The 16,778-nt window shown below is 58.2% G+C and carries 10 protein-coding genes; 9 read left to right on the forward strand and 1 reads right to left on the reverse strand.

Annotation, left to right across the window (positions count from 1 at the left end):
* Nucleotides 1–105: 105 nt before the first annotated feature.
* From secA to bcp, 3 genes are read left to right on the forward strand one after another with little or no spacing between them, the layout of a single operon-like run.
* The gene (gene secA / locus ACZ5K9_RS01990) at nucleotides 106–2,628 is read left to right on the forward strand and encodes a preprotein translocase subunit SecA (RefSeq protein ID WP_464272750.1); all 2,523 of its coding nucleotides are present in this window, start codon (nucleotides 106–108) and stop codon (nucleotides 2,626–2,628) included.
* A gap of 10 nt (nucleotides 2,629–2,638) precedes the next feature.
* Nucleotides 2,639–3,874: a bifunctional glutamate N-acetyltransferase/amino-acid acetyltransferase ArgJ gene (gene argJ / locus ACZ5K9_RS01995; RefSeq protein ID WP_464272751.1), complete on the forward strand. Its 1,236-nt coding sequence runs from the start codon at nucleotides 2,639–2,641 to the stop codon at nucleotides 3,872–3,874.
* Between the two features lie 14 nt (nucleotides 3,875–3,888).
* Complete coding sequence (gene bcp / locus ACZ5K9_RS02000; protein ID WP_464272752.1) at nucleotides 3,889–4,377, forward strand: thioredoxin-dependent thiol peroxidase; 489 nt, start codon at nucleotides 3,889–3,891, stop codon at nucleotides 4,375–4,377.
* Nucleotides 4,378–5,321: 944 nt separating this feature from the next.
* Here the strand turns inward: bcp and glgP are convergent.
* Complete coding sequence (glgP, locus tag ACZ5K9_RS02005; RefSeq protein WP_464272753.1) at nucleotides 5,322–6,938, reverse strand: alpha-glucan family phosphorylase; 1,617 nt, start codon at nucleotides 6,936–6,938, stop codon at nucleotides 5,322–5,324.
* Between the two features lie 351 nt (nucleotides 6,939–7,289).
* Here glgP and ACZ5K9_RS02010 point away from each other — a divergent pair, with 351 nt between their 5' ends.
* From ACZ5K9_RS02010 to ACZ5K9_RS02035, 6 genes are all read left to right on the forward strand, one after another.
* Nucleotides 7,290–9,893 carry a molybdopterin-dependent oxidoreductase gene (locus ACZ5K9_RS02010; RefSeq protein WP_464272754.1) on the forward strand — a complete coding sequence of 868 codons (2,604 nt, stop codon included), beginning with the start codon at nucleotides 7,290–7,292 and terminating at the stop codon, nucleotides 9,891–9,893.
* Between the two features lie 2 nt (nucleotides 9,894–9,895).
* Nucleotides 9,896–10,741: a sulfide/dihydroorotate dehydrogenase-like FAD/NAD-binding protein gene (locus tag ACZ5K9_RS02015; protein WP_464272755.1), complete on the forward strand. Its 846-nt coding sequence runs from the start codon at nucleotides 9,896–9,898 to the stop codon at nucleotides 10,739–10,741.
* A 71-nt stretch (nucleotides 10,742–10,812) separates the two neighbouring features.
* Entirely contained in the window at nucleotides 10,813–12,294 is a 1,482-nt protein-coding gene (gene gltA, locus ACZ5K9_RS02020; RefSeq protein ID WP_464272756.1) for an NADPH-dependent glutamate synthase, read from the forward strand.
* Nucleotides 12,295–12,317: 23 nt separating this feature from the next.
* Complete coding sequence (locus tag ACZ5K9_RS02025) at nucleotides 12,318–15,377, forward strand: FAD-dependent oxidoreductase (protein WP_464272757.1); 3,060 nt, start codon at nucleotides 12,318–12,320, stop codon at nucleotides 15,375–15,377.
* 22 nt (nucleotides 15,378–15,399) lie between these two features.
* Nucleotides 15,400–15,840 carry a hydrogenase iron-sulfur subunit gene (locus ACZ5K9_RS02030; RefSeq protein ID WP_464272758.1) on the forward strand — a complete coding sequence of 147 codons (441 nt, stop codon included), beginning with the start codon at nucleotides 15,400–15,402 and terminating at the stop codon, nucleotides 15,838–15,840.
* 37 nt (nucleotides 15,841–15,877) lie between these two features.
* Nucleotides 15,878–16,669, forward strand: coding sequence for a 4Fe-4S dicluster domain-containing protein (locus ACZ5K9_RS02035; RefSeq protein WP_464272759.1), 792 nt, complete (start codon nucleotides 15,878–15,880; stop codon nucleotides 16,667–16,669).
* Nucleotides 16,670–16,778 lie beyond the last annotated feature (109 nt).

Raw genomic sequence — 16,778 nt, forward strand, 5'->3', positions numbered from 1 at the left:
GGCCCTTCGGGAGCCTTGCGTTGAATTTCCTAGATTTGTGCGTTATAGAACCGAACCGGCGAGCTTCGAGGCCGCCGTCGACCTTTACCAAGGAGAAGAATCACCATGATCGGTGCCTTACTCAAAAAGGTTTTTGGCACTCAAAATGAGCGCAACTTGAGACGCATCGCCCCTTTAGTGGATGCCATCAATCAGTTGGAACCGACCGTCCGCACGCTGAGTGACCAAGCCCTCCAAGCCAAAACCGGGGAATTCCGCCAACGGATCGCCCGCGGTGAACCGCTGGACGACTTATTGCCCGAAGCCTTTGCCGTCGCCCGCGAAGCGGCGGCTCGGACCGTCGGGATGCGCCCGTTTGACGTCCAGCTCATCGGTGGGATCGTCCTCCACCAGGGTAAAATCGCGGAAATGAAAACCGGTGAAGGGAAAACGCTGGTGGCCGTCATGCCGGTCTATCTCAATGCCTTGACCGGCCGGGGTGTTCATGTGGTCACGGTCAACGACTACCTGGCCAAGCGCGACAGTGAGTGGATGGGTGCCGCGTACAGGTTTCTTGGGCTTTCCGTGGGCTGTATCGTGCACGGATTGGACGATCGCCAGCGCAAAGCCGCCTATGACTGCGATGTCACTTATGGGACCAACAACGAATTCGGATTCGACTACCTTCGGGACAATATGAAGTTCCGCCTGGAGGATATGGTCCAGCGGGAACTCCACTACGCCATTGTGGACGAGGTGGACAGTATCCTGATCGACGAGGCGAGGACCCCGCTGATCATCTCGGGACCGGCTGAAAAATCCACCCAGCTCTACGTTCGGGTCAACCGGATCATCCCGCATCTCAAGCCGGAAATCCACTACACCAAGGAAGAAAAAACCCGCACGGTGACCCTCACGGAACAGGGAGTCGCCGCCGCGGAGTCCCTCCTGGGAGTGGAAAACCTCTATGACCCGAGAAACATGGATCTGCTGCACCACGTCCAACAGGCTTTACGGGCTCATACCCTTTTCCACAAGGATGTGGACTACATCGTCAAAGACGGCAAGGTGATCATCGTCGATGAATTCACGGGGCGCCTCATGCCCGGACGGCGTTACAGCGACGGGTTGCATCAGGCCTTGGAAGCCAAGGAAGGCGTCCAGGTGGAAAACGAAAACCAGACCCTGGCCTCCATCACGTTTCAGAACTATTTCCGCATGTATAAGAAGCTTGCCGGGATGACCGGCACCGCCGATACGGAAGCGGAGGAATTTGCGAAAATTTACAACTTGGAAGTCGTGGTCATCCCCACTCACCGGCGGATGATCCGCACGGACCATCCCGATTGCATCTTCCGCACCGAGCGGGAAAAATTTCAGGCCGTCGTCCAGGAAATCAAGGAACTTCACGCCCAGGGCCGGCCCGTGCTGGTCGGCACCGTGAGCATCGACAAATCGGAAATGCTCAGCCGCATGCTCAAACGGGAAGGTATCCCCCACCAGGTGCTCAATGCCAAGCACCACGAAAAGGAAGCGGAAATCGTGGCCAAGGCGGGCCAGAGAGGCGCCGTGACCATTTCGACCAACATGGCCGGCCGGGGTACCGACATCGTCCTAGGACCTGGGGTGGCCGAACTAGGCGGTTTGCATATCCTCGGCACGGAACGGCACGAAGCCCGGCGCATCGACAATCAGTTGCGGGGTCGTGCCGGTCGACAGGGAGATCCAGGCTCGTCCCGGTTCTATCTCAGCCTGGAAGACGACCTCATGCGCATCTTCGCCGCCGACCGCATCTCCGGCCTCATGCAGCGCATCGGCATGGAAGAAGGCGAACCCATCGAACATCGGCTGGTCACCAAGGCCATCGAAAACGCCCAAAAGCGCGTGGAAGCTCACAACTTCAGTATCCGCAAGCACCTGCTCGAATACGACGATGTGATGAACCAGCAAAGGGAGGTCATCTACCGGCAGCGTCGGGAAGCCCTCAAAGGCGGCGACCTCAAGGCCACGGTCCTGGACATGGCGGAGGAGTTGTTGTTGGAGATCGTCGAGGCCGCCACGGATGAGAAAACCTATGCGGAAGACTGGGATCTCCAAACGCTGAGCGCCGAAGTGCAACGCCTTTTCGGCCCGGGACTGATGCCTGCAGCCTCCGAGCTCGCCGACATGACCCAGGAGGCTCTCAAAGAACTTCTCTGGCAGCGGGTCCACGAACGCTATGAAGAGCGTGAAAAGGAACTGGGCGACACCCTCATGAGGGATCTGGAAAACTATGTTCTTCTGCAGACCCTCGACAGCTTATGGAAAGACCATCTGCTCAACATGGACCATCTGAAGGAAGGGATCGGTCTCCGGGGCTACGCCCAGCAGGACCCGCTGGTGGCCTACAAGAGGGAAGCTCACGCCCTGTTTGACGATATGATTCACCGGCTCAAAGAAGAAACGGTGCGCATTCTCTTCCACGTCCAAATTCGCCGAGAGGAGGAAGTTCAGCAGCTTCGGCAGGATCAGGAGAACCAACCCATGTACTACGGCCCTTCCGGAGGCCAAGGGCCCGCTCCAACGGTGAAGAAAGAAAAGAAGGTGGGACGGAATGACCCCTGTCCCTGCGGGAGTGGGAAAAAATACAAGAAGTGCTGCGGAAAGTGAGGCCCGAAAAATGACATCAGCGGCGAATGACGGCATGGTCCATCAGGGAATCTTTCATGTGCCGGGGTTTCGCACGGCAGCGGCGAAAAGCGGCATGCGCTACAAAAACCGCCTCGACTGTGCCCTCATCGTGAGTGAGAGGCCGGCGACGGCGGCCGGAGTCTTCACGCGGAACCGGTTTTGTGCGGCCCCCGTGATGTTATGCAAGGAACACCTCGCCGCAGCCGGGGGTATGGCTCGAGCGGTCCTCATCAATGCCGGAATCGCCAACGCCTGCACGGGCGAAGAGGGGCTTCGACGGGCCCGGGACAGTGCCCGGCGCCTGGGCTCGGTGCTCGGCATTCCTCCGGAACAGGTCCTTGTGGCCTCCACTGGCGTTATCGGCCCACAAATCCAATTGGAGGTCCTGGCAGCGGCTTTCCCTGAACTCCTTGCGAACCTTCGACCGGACGGCTGGTTGGACACCGCCGCGGCCATTATGACTACGGACACGGTGGAGAAGACCGCGTGGGCCCAACGGCCGCTCAACGCCACACGAGTCACATGCGGCGGAATTGCCAAAGGCTCGGGCATGATCGCCCCCGACATGGCCACCATGCTCGCCTTTGTCGTCACCGACGCCCGGATCACTCCCGACGTCCTGAAGTTTTGGCTCGACAAATCCGCCAACCGCTCTTTTAATCGCATTACGGTCGACGGGGACACCAGCACCAACGATACCGTGTTGGTCTTGGCCAGCGGCGCCGCCGACCACCCCACCATCACCGACCCCATGTCCCCCGACGGAAAGGCTTTCGGCACACTCCTCACGGACGTGTGTGTCAGTCTCGCCCAACAGATCGTCCGTGACGGCGAGGGGGCCACAAAGTTTGTCACCGTCACGGTGTCCGGAGCCAAAACCTCAGATCGTGCCCTCCGTGTCGCCAATACCATTGCCACCTCCCCCTTGGTGAAAACCGCTCTATTCGGTCAAGACGCCAATTGGGGCCGGGTGGTGGCCGCGGCCGGCCGGGCCGGAGTGGATTTCGATCCGAGCCGCGTCAGCCTCTTCTTTGAAAATGTGTGCATCTTTCGAAACGGTCAGCCCGTCCAGGACGAAGAGCTGGAGGAGAAAGCCTCGGCGGTGCTCCGGCAAAAAGACATCCGTGTGACCTTGGATCTCAGAGAGGGAACCGAGGAAGAAACCGTGTATACCTGCGACTTTTCTTATGATTACGTCAAAATTAACGCCGATTATCGATCCTGAAAGGAGTCGTCCCCATGGCGTCGCCCCTCAAAGATGCATCTTTGACCCCAGGTGATCCGGTGCCGCCTTTTTCCCTTCTCGATCAAGACGGCAACGTGGTCCGGCCGGAAGATTTTGCGGGATCCAAGCTCTTCATCTTTTTCTACCCCCGAGCCAATACGGGGGGATGCACCGCTCAGGTCCTCTCTGTCCAGCAAGCCTTGGATCAACTGAGCGCACTGGGCGTGAAGGTCCTCGGAATCAGCCCCGATTCCTCGACAACCCAAAAGCGTTTCGCGGAAAAACACGGGGTGACGTACCCTCTCCTGTCGGACTCCGATCATTTGGTTGCCGAAGCTTTCGGGGTGTGGGGAGAAAAGCAGGTTCGGGGCAAAGCCGTCCAGGGGATCACCCGATCCGCCTTTCTCTTTGATGCTTCAGGGTCACTGGAACGGGCCTGGTCGCCCGTGTCTCCCAAGGACACGGTCCCCAACCTTCTCCAGGCCCTGGAAACCAAGGACTGAGGCCGCCGATTGTTTTCCCGACGGTTTTGGTTTGTCTCGTATAAAAGGTGACCGAGTGCGCGCGATCCCACATTCCCGAAACGGGTGACGTCATGGAAGGCCACGGACAGCATCGCCGTCTGGGCCATGGTGTCCACACAGTCAAGAGCGGGCGGACATTACCATTCTTCAGTGGGTGATGCGCTGGGCCCCGTGGGTCTTTCGGGAATGAACGGAAAAGACACGATTCCGTGCACCTCATGGCCCATGTCAGGCTGAGCACGACGGGCACCACGAGTCCGCTCGCCCCAACTCCGGGAAAGCCTACCGCCGTCTGAAAATCAGTGGTCATGATTTCCAATCGATGCCGGTTTCAGGCAACGACACTGTGGGAGCAGGCCACCGCGCCTGCGCTGAATCGGTGCGGTCCTTTGGATCAGGGCGGACCACGGTATGGGGACGACCACGGGGGGCCCTGGGGAACCTCTTTACCCTCGGCCCGCTCCCTCCCAAGGGAAAAGCCGCATCCTGAGGGACAGAAAAGTTTTTGAACGCATCGGCCGACTCGAGGAAATGCAGCATCTTGTGGTCATGTTCTCAAAATTCAGGTTTGAATGTCGGAGCCGGCAACGGTTTCCGCTCAAATGGCGGATCCCCTGGCGCCGTCCTCTCCGCTAATGAAAAGGCTGGCGAGGATCCAGTGAAAAATCATTACATTCTTCCAAGATCAGGGACGCACACATGATAGGGATAAAGATGGAGAGGGCCGAAAGAGATCGCACCATGGCGGATTGAAAGTCGCCGTCGGTGCTGTCTGGACTCGCCCCAATAAAGACGACAAACACTTCAGGGAAAAGCGCGCCGGATCCCCCGGGTGTCGAAAGATGTCCACAGCAAGGTGTTGCCTGCTCTTGGCTTTGGGTTGGCCGGGGCAGCCCCCAGGGGAGCTGTCCCGGAAAAGGTTTTCAGAGATAATACTTATGCAAGTAATCCAGTACCATGCGGTGTGTGTTGAACACGGGGCAAACGTCGGCGATGGAGTTTTTCATGATCTGCACCCAGTGTTTCGGGCTCGCGTAGTAGGTGGTGACCATGTCATCGATGTCCCGGTACAGATCGGCTGCGGCCTCTTCGTCGCTCTGGTCCTCGTCGTCGCCCACGGCCCAACCGTTGATCCGGTCCCGACAGGCTTCTCTCCACCACCCGTCGAGAACGCTCATGTTGACCCCGCCGTTGAAGCACACTTTCATGCCGCTGGTGCCACACGCTTCCCGGGGCCGACGCGGCGTGTTCAACCACACGTCGGTGCCTTGGGTCATGAGCGCTGCAAGCCAGATGTTGTAATTCGGCACATAAACGATTCGGAGCTTCTCTTCGTACTTCTTCGCAATGCGGACGATCTCCGTGATGAGTTCCTTTCCGGCGCCGTCTTGGGGATGGGCTTTGCCGGCAAAGATGTACTGGACACGGTCGTAGGAAAGGTTCACCAGGTATTCCAGGTCGGTGAGGACGAGTGTGGCCCGTTTGTAGGAAGCCGCACGACGGGCAAATCCTACGGTGAGAAGCTCTTCGCTGAATCCGGCTCCTGAAATGGCGTTGATATAGCTGATTAAGCGCTTCTTGGCGGCTTTCTTCGCCTCACGCACCGCGTCGTCGGGAATGTCCCGGGCTTTGGCCAGGTTTTGAGGTTGTTCACGCCATCCCGCGCAGTAGCGATCGAAGAGCGCTTGGAATTCCGGGCCCGTCCAGGTCAGATGGTGCACTCCGTTGGTGATGTGCCCGATGTCGAAGCCCGGAAACATGTCTCGGGACACTTCCCCATGGAGTTCGCTGACCCCGTTGCTCGCCCTGGAGAGATTCAAGGCCAGCAGGGTGGTGTTGAGGGCGTCCCGGCCCGCCAGTTCCCGAATGTTGGGCGGCAGATACTCTTGAAGCACCGCTTCGGCCATGCCGTAATCGAAAATGTCGTGACCTGCCGGCACAGGTGTGTGCGTGGTGAAGACGCATTTTTCCCGCACCCGTTCGATGTTGCCTCCGGCATCTTTGAGCAGGGCCAAAGTGAGAAAAACGGCGTGACCTTCGTTCATGTGGTAGGTGCTCACGTGTGGTTCCAGTTTTTTCAAGATCATGTAGCCGCCGATTCCTAAAACCGCCTCCTGACAGATGCGAGTGTGCTTATCTCCACCGTAGAGATAATGGGTGATCATGCGATCCTCCGGGCGGTTCATTGGAAGATCCGTATCCAAGAAGTATACGGGCACCCGGCCTTTGTGACCGACTTGGTGATATTTCCACACCCCGACATGCACATCCCGCCCTTCCATGGGAACCGTCACCTTAAAGGGCAGTGGTTCCATGAAAGCCCGTGGGTCGAAATATGGGTAGAGTTCCTCTTGTTCTCCCATCGCGTTGATCTGCTGAACGAAGTAGCCGCGTTTATAAAGGAGTGTGACGGCCACCAGCGGGATGTTCAAGTCTGCCGAGGATTTGATATGATCCCCCGCCAAAATGCCGAGCCCGCCGCTGTAGGTGGGGATGTGTTCACTGAGGCCCACTTCCATGCTGAAATAGGCGATCTTCATCTATTCCTCCCGTTGTCATCTCCCGGTGCCCAATGCCCCCAGCTGAGCAATGTTCTCCTTTATCGAAGAAGCTCGACACACGCAAGGCGCATTGCATCCGGAGGCCCCAAAACGATGGGCTGCGCCGGATGGGGACGCCTGCACCCTTCACCGTGCACGGACTTACACAGCCATGATCCAAGTTGTTGACAAGCAGACCGTCTCCATTTAAGGTTTGGGCGCGCCAATGCACGGGGGCGGCCTGGCCGCCGAAGACCTAAGCCGATGTTTTGGTTTGTTTTTTTGGCCCTTAATGTGATTTTTTTCTCTTGATCGGGCACTCTTCACGGTGAAACGACAGAATCAGGGGTCATGATGAGCGACGTCAACATTTGGATCAACGATCAGCAAGTCAAGGCAAAGGCGGGCCAAACAATCCTCCAGGCCGCGGATGACGCAGGCATCTATATCCCCCGTCTGTGTTTCCATCCGGCCTTGGAACCCAGCGGATCCTGCCGCTTGTGTGCTGTGGAAATCGAGGGCCAGCGAGGCTTGCCGGCGGCATGCACGACGCCCGTGAGCGAAGGGCTTCGGGTCCAGACCCAGTCGACCAAAGTCATCGACTTTCGCCGGGAAATGCTCCAACTGATCCTGCAGGATCATCCACGGCATTGTTTGGGGTGCCCGCGCAACGGCACCTGTGAACTCCAACAGCTGGTGGCGGTTGTGGGCATAGACTTCCCTTACCCTGCGCCGGATGTGACCCGGCCCGAACCGTTGCCGGGGGGCAGTTATTTCGAGCGAGATTACAGCCTGTGTGTACGCTGTGGACGCTGCGTGCGGGTGTGCCATGAAGTCCGGGGTGCTCGCACCATCGTGTTCCGAGAAGCCAAAGACGGACGCCAATCTGTGGGCACGCCATTCGGGAGATCCCTTGAAGAGTCGGGTTGCCAGTTCTGCGGCGCGTGTGTGGATGTCTGTCCCGTGGGAGCCCTGCGAGAAAATCTCACAGATTTTCACGGTGAAGCACGGGCGTCCATGGATGCTGTGTGCCGCGCTTTGACGGCCATTGTCACAGACCTCTACAAGAAAGAGCTGGAGACTCATTGGGCGACGGCCATCTGCCCGATCTGTAGCGCCGGTTGTCGGCTGATGTTGGAAAAAACGGCCGATGAGGCGCTCATCCAAGTGAAACCCAGTTCTGACGGCCCCAGCAACAACGGCCAGGCATGTGTCCAAGGCCGTTTTCTCATGAAACGCTATGTGGCTCGCCCCCAACGGCTCCGACAACCCATGCTGAGGGAAGGCGACCGTTGGAAGGACATGTCCTGGGATGAGGCTTTGAAATACGCAGGGGAAAAGCTCCAAAGCTACGCTCCCGACCAAATCGCATTTCTTACGGACGGCCGCTTGACCAATGAGGAACTTCATGTTCTGAACCGATTGGCCCGTGAAGGATTCAAGACCAACAATGTGGGTCTTGTGGCGCAGGCCGGTCTCGTGGCCTTTGAAAAGGCCGCTCGTGAATTCCTAGGCACCGCGGGGATCACCAACAGTTTGAAGGACTTGGCACACTCCCCCGCCATCTTCGCCATCGGTTTGAATCCGGCGGCTTCTCAGCCCATCGCGGGCACGGCCATCCGCCAAGCGGTACTCAAAGGGGCGAAGCTGGTGGTGGCAAACCCATACGACGTGGCCATTGCGCGGTACGCCCATGTGCATCTGCGCTACCTGCCGGGTTCCGAAACCGCCCTTGTGCTGGGCTTGTTACGGATCATCCTGGATGAAAAAGGCATGGACAAGAACGCCGCACCGGAACTTGCGGCGGCCCTCAAGGAACTCACCGCCCCTTATGACCTTGAGACCGTGTCGCACCTGACGGGCATCCACGAAGAGGCGTTGGTGGAGGCCGGCTGCATGTTGGCCGCCCGGGATACTCTGGCGGTGCTGGCCGGCCTGGGTGTTTTGCACTCCCCAGACGTCGCCGACCTTACCCGCGCGCTGATATCCCTTGGTTTCGCCAAAGGAAGCTTCGGCAAACCGGGTGGAGGTTTCTGGCCGCTGTTCGGCACGTCCAACATGCAGGGGGCTCGATACCTCGGATGGGACACTACCGTGATGGAGGTGTTAACCTCGGGTCGGGTTAAAGCGGCTTACGTGGCGGCGGAATCTTACAGCGAACAATCTTGGGAACCACTGCTTTCCGTTCGAGACAGCCTCGATTTTTTGGTCGTGCACGATGTGGTCGCTCCCCCGGAAGCCCTTCGCGCCGACGTCTTGCTTCCATTGACCCCAATTTTGGAAAAGGACGGTTCGTTGACCAACGGGGAGCGGCGTGTGCAATGGACGGAAAAAGCCCTTGCACCACACACAGGCTCAAAGACCGTCATCCAGACGGCCGCGGCGTGGTCTCGCTACCTGGGAGGCAGCCCCCTGGCCGAGGAAGAACCCGGCATGATCCTCAAGAATCTGGGCGCCGACGTGCAAAGCTACGCGGGTATTGATCGTAGCCGAGCGCGTTATGAAGCGGTTCAGGTGCCGTGCCCCACTTCAGAGCATCCAGGGACCCCGATCCTTTTTACGGATCACACCCCGGTCTACAAGCCCTGGAAACCTTCAGCGCCCGCAAAGGCCGCCGAAGCGCCGGAAGAGCAGAAGGAATTCCCTTTGCACCTGACGGCCAAAGAAGCCCTGTACCCTTCGTTTTTCGGTCCCCTTTTAGCGCCCGAATCCAAAACGGTGATGGCCTGTGACGGCGAGATCGAAATGAACCCGACGGATGCCTACCGTCTGGAATGCATGCCCGGGGATACCGTAACGGTGGTTTTCAACGGCGGGGAAATTTCAGGGCGATTAGCGCTCAACATCCATCTTCCTTTAAAGCTCGTGGCCGTGCCGGCGGAGCGATTGCAGAGCGTTCTCGGCGGGACCCATCTTCCGGGCACAACGATGGCCGCAAAAGTGGAGAAGAGATAGCCATGTATCCTATTGTCGATCATGAAGTATTGGCTCCCAGGGTTCACCGGCTCCGCGTGAAGGCTCCGGTGGTCGCAGAAAAGGCCAAACCTGGCCAGTTCGTGATCCTCATCATCGACGAAAAGGGCGAACGGGTGCCGTTCACCCTTAGCGATTGGGATTCTGAAGCGGGAACGGTGGACTTTGTGTTCATCGAGGTGGGGAAGACCACCCAGCAACTGGCCACCCTTCAGCCTGGAGACACCCTTTTGAGCTTCATCGGTCCTTTGGGACGCCCGGCGGAAGTGGGGCACTACGGTCATGTGGTGTCGGTGTTAAGCGGATACGGCATTGCCGCCATGGTGCCTATTCTCAAGGCCTTGAAGGAACACGGCAACACCTTGACCACCATCGTTCAAGCGCCTGACCGGGAACGCCTCTTCGGCCAAAAGCCTCTGCAGGACCTCAGTGACAACCTGATCCTCGCCCTGGGCACCCAAGGCGACGGCATGATGGAAAGCACCACTGTGGCCATGCGCAAGCTGCTCAACCAGCACCCGAAGCGGCGCATTGACCGGCTCATCGCCATGTGCTCTTTGTGCCTGATGCGCGTCCTTTCAGAAATGACTCGACCTTACGCCATCAAAACCATGGTGCACTTGACGCCGGTGATGGTGGACGGCACAGGCATGTGCGGCGCCTGCCGCGTGAGTGTGGGCCGAACAAACCGGTTCGCATGCGTGCACGGCCCGGAATTTGACGGCCACGAGGTGGACGGCTGGGAAGTGCTCATGGCCCGTCGCTGCACCTACGCCGATGAGAGCATTTTGCAGCAAGGTTTTCAATGCCGCGGATGTTCTCAGTGGTAGCCTTCATGGACTTGAGGCGCGACTTTCACCCGCGCCGACACGCATGAGCAGCTTTCTAAGGAGATTTGGCAATGACGGAAGAAAAAGAAACCAAGGGCGCCTCGGCAAAGAAACCCAAAATCAACCTGAATCGGGTCGAGATGCCCAAGCAGTCGGAACACGAGCGCCGGCACAATTTCGATGAGGTCGCTCTGGGATACACATGGGAACTGGCCAAGGAAGAGGCTTCCCGCTGCATCCAATGCAAGAAGCGGCCATGCCAGCAAGGCTGCCCGGTCAATATCGACATCCCGGATTTCATCGCGGCGCTGCAGCGCGAAGATATTGAAGAGGCGGCAAAAATTCTGAAACGCAAGACCTCGCTGCCGGGCGTCTGCGGTCGGGTCTGCCCGCAGGAACTGCAGTGTGAAAATGCGTGCACGTTGAACAAAAAGGGAGCCCCGGTGGCCATCGGGCGTTTGGAACGCTTCATCGCCGACTGGGAAAGAACGCAAGGAACCCCCACGATGCCCGAAATGGCCCCATCCACGGGAAAGAAGGTTGCCGTTGTGGGATCCGGACCTTCCGGCCTCACCGTGGCTTCGGACTTGGCCATTTTCGGCCATCAAGTCGTGCTGTTCGAGGCTCTGCACGTGGCCGGCGGCGTGCTGATGTACGGCATTCCCCAATTTCGGCTTCCCAAGGAGATCGTCCAGCGGGAAGTGCAGTACGTCCAATCCTTGGGCGTGGATCTTCGACTCAATACGGTGGTCGGCATCAACTACAGCCTGGATGAATTGCTTCGAACCGACTACGACGCCGTTTATTTGGCACCGGGAGCGGGCCTGCCCAAATTTCTGGGGGTCCCCGGCGAGAACCTGAACATGGTCTATTCGGCCAATGAGTTTCTGACACGTACCAATTTGATGAAGGCCTATCGCTATCCGGAATATGCCACTCCCATCAAAATGGGCAAAAAGGTCGCCGTCATCGGTGGGGGCAACGTGGCCATGGACGCCGCCCGATGCGCGGTGCGCCTGGGAGCGCAGGAAGTCTACGTCATTTATCGGCGCACGCGCGCCGAGATGCCGGCCCGACTGGAGGAAGTGGAAAACGCCGAAGAAGAAGGCATCGAGTTCCATTTTCTATGCAACCCTACGGCCTTTCTGAGTGACGGTCGAAACAATGTGGCGGCCATGGAACTCATTCGCATGAGGCTCACCGAACCCGACGAAAGCGGCCGGCGGCGTCCCGTGCCCATTCCTGGCAGCGAATACATTTTGGATGTGGACACGGTGGTGGTTTCCCTGGGCACGTCCCCTAACCCCCTCATTCCGTCCACCACACCCGATCTAAACGTCACGCGTTGGGGCACTGTGGTCATTGACGAAAGGGGCCGAACTTCCAAGGCTCGTGTCTGGGCCGGGGGTGATATCGTTTCCGGCGGGGCCACGGTCATCAGCGCCATGGGCGAAGGCCGCATCGCCGCCGCATCGATACATGAGTTCCTGACCAATGGGCAGAAGAAAATCATTCCTCCCAGCCCCGTAAAGGACGAAGAGAAATCGGAATAAAAGCAGATAAGGGAGAGAAGATCATGACCAATGCGACGCGATTGAGCCCTTCCAACCCCATTGGATCCGTCCTGGTGGTGGGCGGCGGCATCGCCGGAGTCCAGGCGGCCTTGGATTTGGCCGATTCGGGCTATTTCGTGCATCTGATTGAAAAGACCTCGGCCATCGGTGGGGCCATGAGCATGCTGGACAAGACGTTCCCCACCGATGATTGCGCGATGTGAATTCTGTCGCCCAAACTGGTCGAGGTCGGCCGGCATCCAAATATCCGGATTCACACGCTTGCTGAAGTTAAAAGCCTCAAGGGCGAAGCGGGCAGCTTTCAAGCGACCATTTTTCAGAGGGCCCGCTACATCGACATGGACAAATGCATCGCGTGCGGCACGTGTGCAGAAAAATGTCCTCGCAAGGTCGATGACGAATACAACGCAGGACTGGGCAAACGGAAGGCGGCCTATGTCAAATTCCCGCAAGCCGTGCCGTTGAAGTACCTCATCGACAAGGATCATTGCATCTACTTTGAAAAGGGCAAGTGCCGCGCTTGTGAAAAGTTCTGCCCGACCCAGGCGGTGAATTTCGACGATAAAGATCGCGAATTCACGCTGGAGGTCGGCAGCATCATTCTGGCTCCCGGGTTTGAGCCGTTTAATCCAAGGGTTTATGACACGTACAACTATGCCCAACATCCCAACGTGATCACGTCCATGGAATTCGAACGGATTCTGTCTTCTTCGGGCCCGTTCGAAGGCCATCTGGTGCGCCCCAGTGATCATGAAGAGCCCAAAAAGATCGCGTGGCTTCAGTGCGTCGGTTCTCGGGACATTCACCACTGCGACAACGGCTATTGCTCGGCCGTATGCTGCATGTACGCCATCAAGGAAGCCGTCATCGCCAAGGAACATGCCGGCGAGGCCTTGGACACGGCCATTTTCTTCATGGACATGCGCACCCCGGGCAAGGACTTTGAAAAGTACTACGAGAGGGCCCAGCGGGAAAAGCGCGTGCGCTTCATTCGTTCCCGTGTGCACAGTGTGGAACGCGTGCCGGGAACCGACGATCTGGCCATCCAATACGTGACGGAAGACGGATCGTTGCAGGAAGAAGTGTTCAACCTGGTGGTCCTTTCCGTGGGTCTGCAGATGTCCAAAGACACTCTGAAACTTGCGGAAACCCTCGGTGTCGACATCGGTGAAGGACGCTTTGCCGCCACGTCGCCCTTTGCACCCGTGCAAACCTCCCGGGCCGGTGTTTATGTGTGCGGCGTTTTTCAAGGCCCCAAAGATATTCCCTTGTCCGTCATGGAAGCCTCGGCTGCCGCCGCTGATTCCGCAGCCCTGTTGGCACCTGCACGTCACACGCTCACCGTAAAACCCCCGGTGCTTGCAGAAAGGGAGGTGACGGCGGAAGAACCTCGTGTTGGCGTCTTTGTCTGCCATTGCGGTGTCAACATCGCCGGCGTCATCGATGTGGAAGCCGTGGCGCAATACGCGGAAACCCTTCCCTCAGTGGTTTACGTGGAACGCAACCTGTTTACCTGCTCTCAGGACACGCAGGACAAGATGAAGCAGGTCATTCAGGAGCATCGACTGAACCGCATCGTCGTGGCCGCCTGCTCTCCCAGAACCCATGAAGCCCTTTTCCAGGAAACCCTTAAACAGGCCGGTCTCAACAAATACCTGTTTGAAATGGCCAACATCCGCAACCAGGGTTCCTGGGTCCACATGAATGAGCCGGAAGCCGCCACCGAGAAAGCCAAAGACATGGTCCGCATGGCGGTGGCCAAAGTGGCTCTGCAGCAACCCCTCGGGGAAATTCAACTGAACGTGACGAAATCGGGATTGGTGGTCGGAGGCGGCATTGCGGGCATGACGGCCGCTTTGGCGCTGGCCGACCAGGGTTACCCGGTCACGCTGGTGGAACGCAAGGATGTGCTCGGAGGACATGGGCGTAAGCTCTACTCCACATGGGACGGTCAACCGATCGCCCCGTTTTTGGATGAGCTCATCCAGCGGGTTATTGACCACCCTCTTATTACGGTTCTCACCAACACCGAGATTCGTGATGTCCAGGGGTTCGTGGGCAATTTCCATACGGTTCTGGATGTGGGAGGTTCTCCGAAGGAAATCGATCACGGGGTCGCCATCTTGGCCATCGGCGCCCATTCCCTGAAGCCCACAGAATACGGCTACGGGCAAAGCGACCGTATTTTCTTGAACCTGGATCTGGACCGAGCCATCAGTGAACGGGACCCGCGGATTGCTAATGCCAACTCAGCCGTTTTCATTCAATGCGTGGGGTCCCGAGAACCTCAACGGCCCTATTGCAGCCGCGTCTGCTGCAGCCATTCCATCGAAAACGCTTTGCGTCTGAAAAAACTGAACCCCGATTTGGACGTCTACATTCTTTACCGTGACATTCGCACTTTCGGCCTAAGGGAGAACCTTTATAAAGAAGCGCGGGCCAGAGGTGTACTCTTTGTCCGCTTCGATCTGGAAAACAAACCCCAGGTCCAAGTGGCCCCCGACGGCACGCTTACGGTCACTGTGGTGGACCATGTGCTGAGGCGCCCCATCGTCCTCAAACCGGATATCCTCACCTTGGCCTCCGCCATCGTCATGCGGACGTCAGAAGCCGATGAATTGGCCAAGATGTTCAAAGTGCCGATCAACGCCGATGGGTTCTTCTTGGAAGCTCATGCCAAGCTGCGTCCCGTGGACTTCGCCACGGACGGGGTTTTCATTGCCGGGCTGGCCCATTATCCGAAACCCACGGAGGAGTGCATTGCCCAAGCCAAGGCCGCGGCGGCTCGAGCGGCCACCGTTTTGGCCAAGGATTCCATACTGGCCGGCGGTGTGGTGGCCGTCGTGAACAAGGATCTGTGCTGCGGTTGCCAGGGCTGCGTCCAATGCTGCCCCTTCGGGGCCATCTCTTACATGGAACAAGAAGCCAAGTGCGAGGTGAACCAGGCCTTGTGCAAGGGGTGCGGCACGTGCGCGGCCACATGTCCATCGGAAGCCATCACATTGCTGGGATTTTCCCATTTGCAGCTCTATACCCAAATCGACGAGGCCCTCAGCGCTTAGGCCATAGGCAGGAGACAGGATTATGGCGGAACGCTTCGAACCGAGAATTCTCGCAATCTTGTGCAACTGGTGCAGCTACGCCGGCGCCGATCTGGCCGGCGTCAGCCGGTTTCAATACCCGCCCAACGTGCGCGTCGTGCGCGTCATGTGCTCTGGAACCGTATCCCCGCACCATGTCATCCACGCCTTTCAGCGCGGCGCTGACGGTGTCTTGGTGGCCGGATGCCACATCGGGGACTGCCACTATCTCAAGGGCAACTACATGACCTTGAAAAGGATGAAATTCGTTCAGGAACTCATCCGATTTGCGGGCTATGACCCCGAGCGGTTCCGTTTGGAATGGATCTCCTCGGCCGAAGGGATCAAGTTCGCCGAAGTGATTCGGGAGTTCACCGAAAAGGTGCGCTCCTTGGGGCCCGCACCGTCCTTCGAGGCAAGCCCGCGCCTCGCCGCAGGTCTGTAGAGAGAATTCCACACGTTCATGGCACAGGATGGATCGCATGAAGACCAAAGTCAGACTCTTGTTGGAAGAAGGCCGCGTGGACGCCTTCATTGCGTACAAGACGCTCCACGGTCTGCCGTTCCCCGCCGTGTTCACTCGGGCCGATGTCAACGCCCTGGAGACGTGGCAGCCATTCAAGGCGCGCTACCCCATCACTAAACTGCTCCTGGCCCAGGCCCGCCAGTACCCGGAAAAGACCTTCGGGGTTCTGGTGCGTGGCTGCGAGGAAAGGTCTCTTTACGAACTCTTCAAATGGAATCAGCTTAAGCCCGACAAAGTGGTCATCGTGGGCCAGTCTTGCCCGGAAGACCTGGCGCTGTACTGCGAGTGCGCCAAGCCGTACCCCGATCACCTGGACTATGGAACTCCGACCAAACCCGTGCAGGAAAGCCGGCGTCTGCAAGAGTTGGAAGCCCTGCCCGAAAAGGAAAGGCTGTCCTGGTGGCTCGGCCATTTCAATCGGTGTATCCGATGTTACGGCTGCCGGGACGTGTGCCCGGTGTGTTTCTGCACCGAATGCAGCTTGGAACACAAAGAACTCATCCCGGCCGGGAAACTCCCGCCCGACACCTCTTTTCATCTCGTCAGGGCGGTCCATATGGCCGGTCGGTGCATTGACTGCGGATTGTGCGAAGAAACCTGCCCCTCCACCATTCCTTTACGAGCCCTATACAAACACGTGAACAATCTCGTGGAGGGCATCTTCCAGTACAAAACGGGCGTGCCCGACGGAAAATCGCCGTTCACCATTTTGGGCGAGGAGAGCTTTCTCCCCACAGGCGTGCGATAGAAACGCGTCACCTGCGGGCATCCCCCCTGCAAAGGTTCTTGGAAGAGATGAATCGTCTCGGGGCACGGCGTGTCGTGCCCCGAGTTTTCAGCATCTAAAGTACTGTCAC

The organism is Desulfosoma profundi, assembly GCF_055387865.1.

Bases quoted from the DNA above. Each gene is read 5' to 3' on its own strand.
- secA (WP_464272750.1), top strand. From the start codon at position 106: ATGATCGGTGCCTTACTCAAAAAGGTTTTTGGCACTCAAAATGAGCGC.
- argJ (WP_464272751.1), top strand. From the start codon at position 2,639: ATGACATCAGCGGCGAATGACGGCATGGTCCATCAGGGAATCTTTCAT.
- bcp (WP_464272752.1), top strand. From the start codon at position 3,889: ATGGCGTCGCCCCTCAAAGATGCATCTTTGACCCCAGGTGATCCGGTG.
- glgP (WP_464272753.1), bottom strand. From the start codon at position 6,938: ATGAAGATCGCCTATTTCAGCATGGAAGTGGGCCTCAGTGAACACATC.
- ACZ5K9_RS02010 (WP_464272754.1), top strand. From the start codon at position 7,290: ATGATGAGCGACGTCAACATTTGGATCAACGATCAGCAAGTCAAGGCA.
- ACZ5K9_RS02015 (WP_464272755.1), top strand. From the start codon at position 9,896: ATGTATCCTATTGTCGATCATGAAGTATTGGCTCCCAGGGTTCACCGG.
- gltA (WP_464272756.1), top strand. From the start codon at position 10,813: ATGACGGAAGAAAAAGAAACCAAGGGCGCCTCGGCAAAGAAACCCAAA.
- ACZ5K9_RS02030 (WP_464272758.1), top strand. From the start codon at position 15,400: ATGGCGGAACGCTTCGAACCGAGAATTCTCGCAATCTTGTGCAACTGG.
- ACZ5K9_RS02035 (WP_464272759.1), top strand. From the start codon at position 15,878: ATGAAGACCAAAGTCAGACTCTTGTTGGAAGAAGGCCGCGTGGACGCC.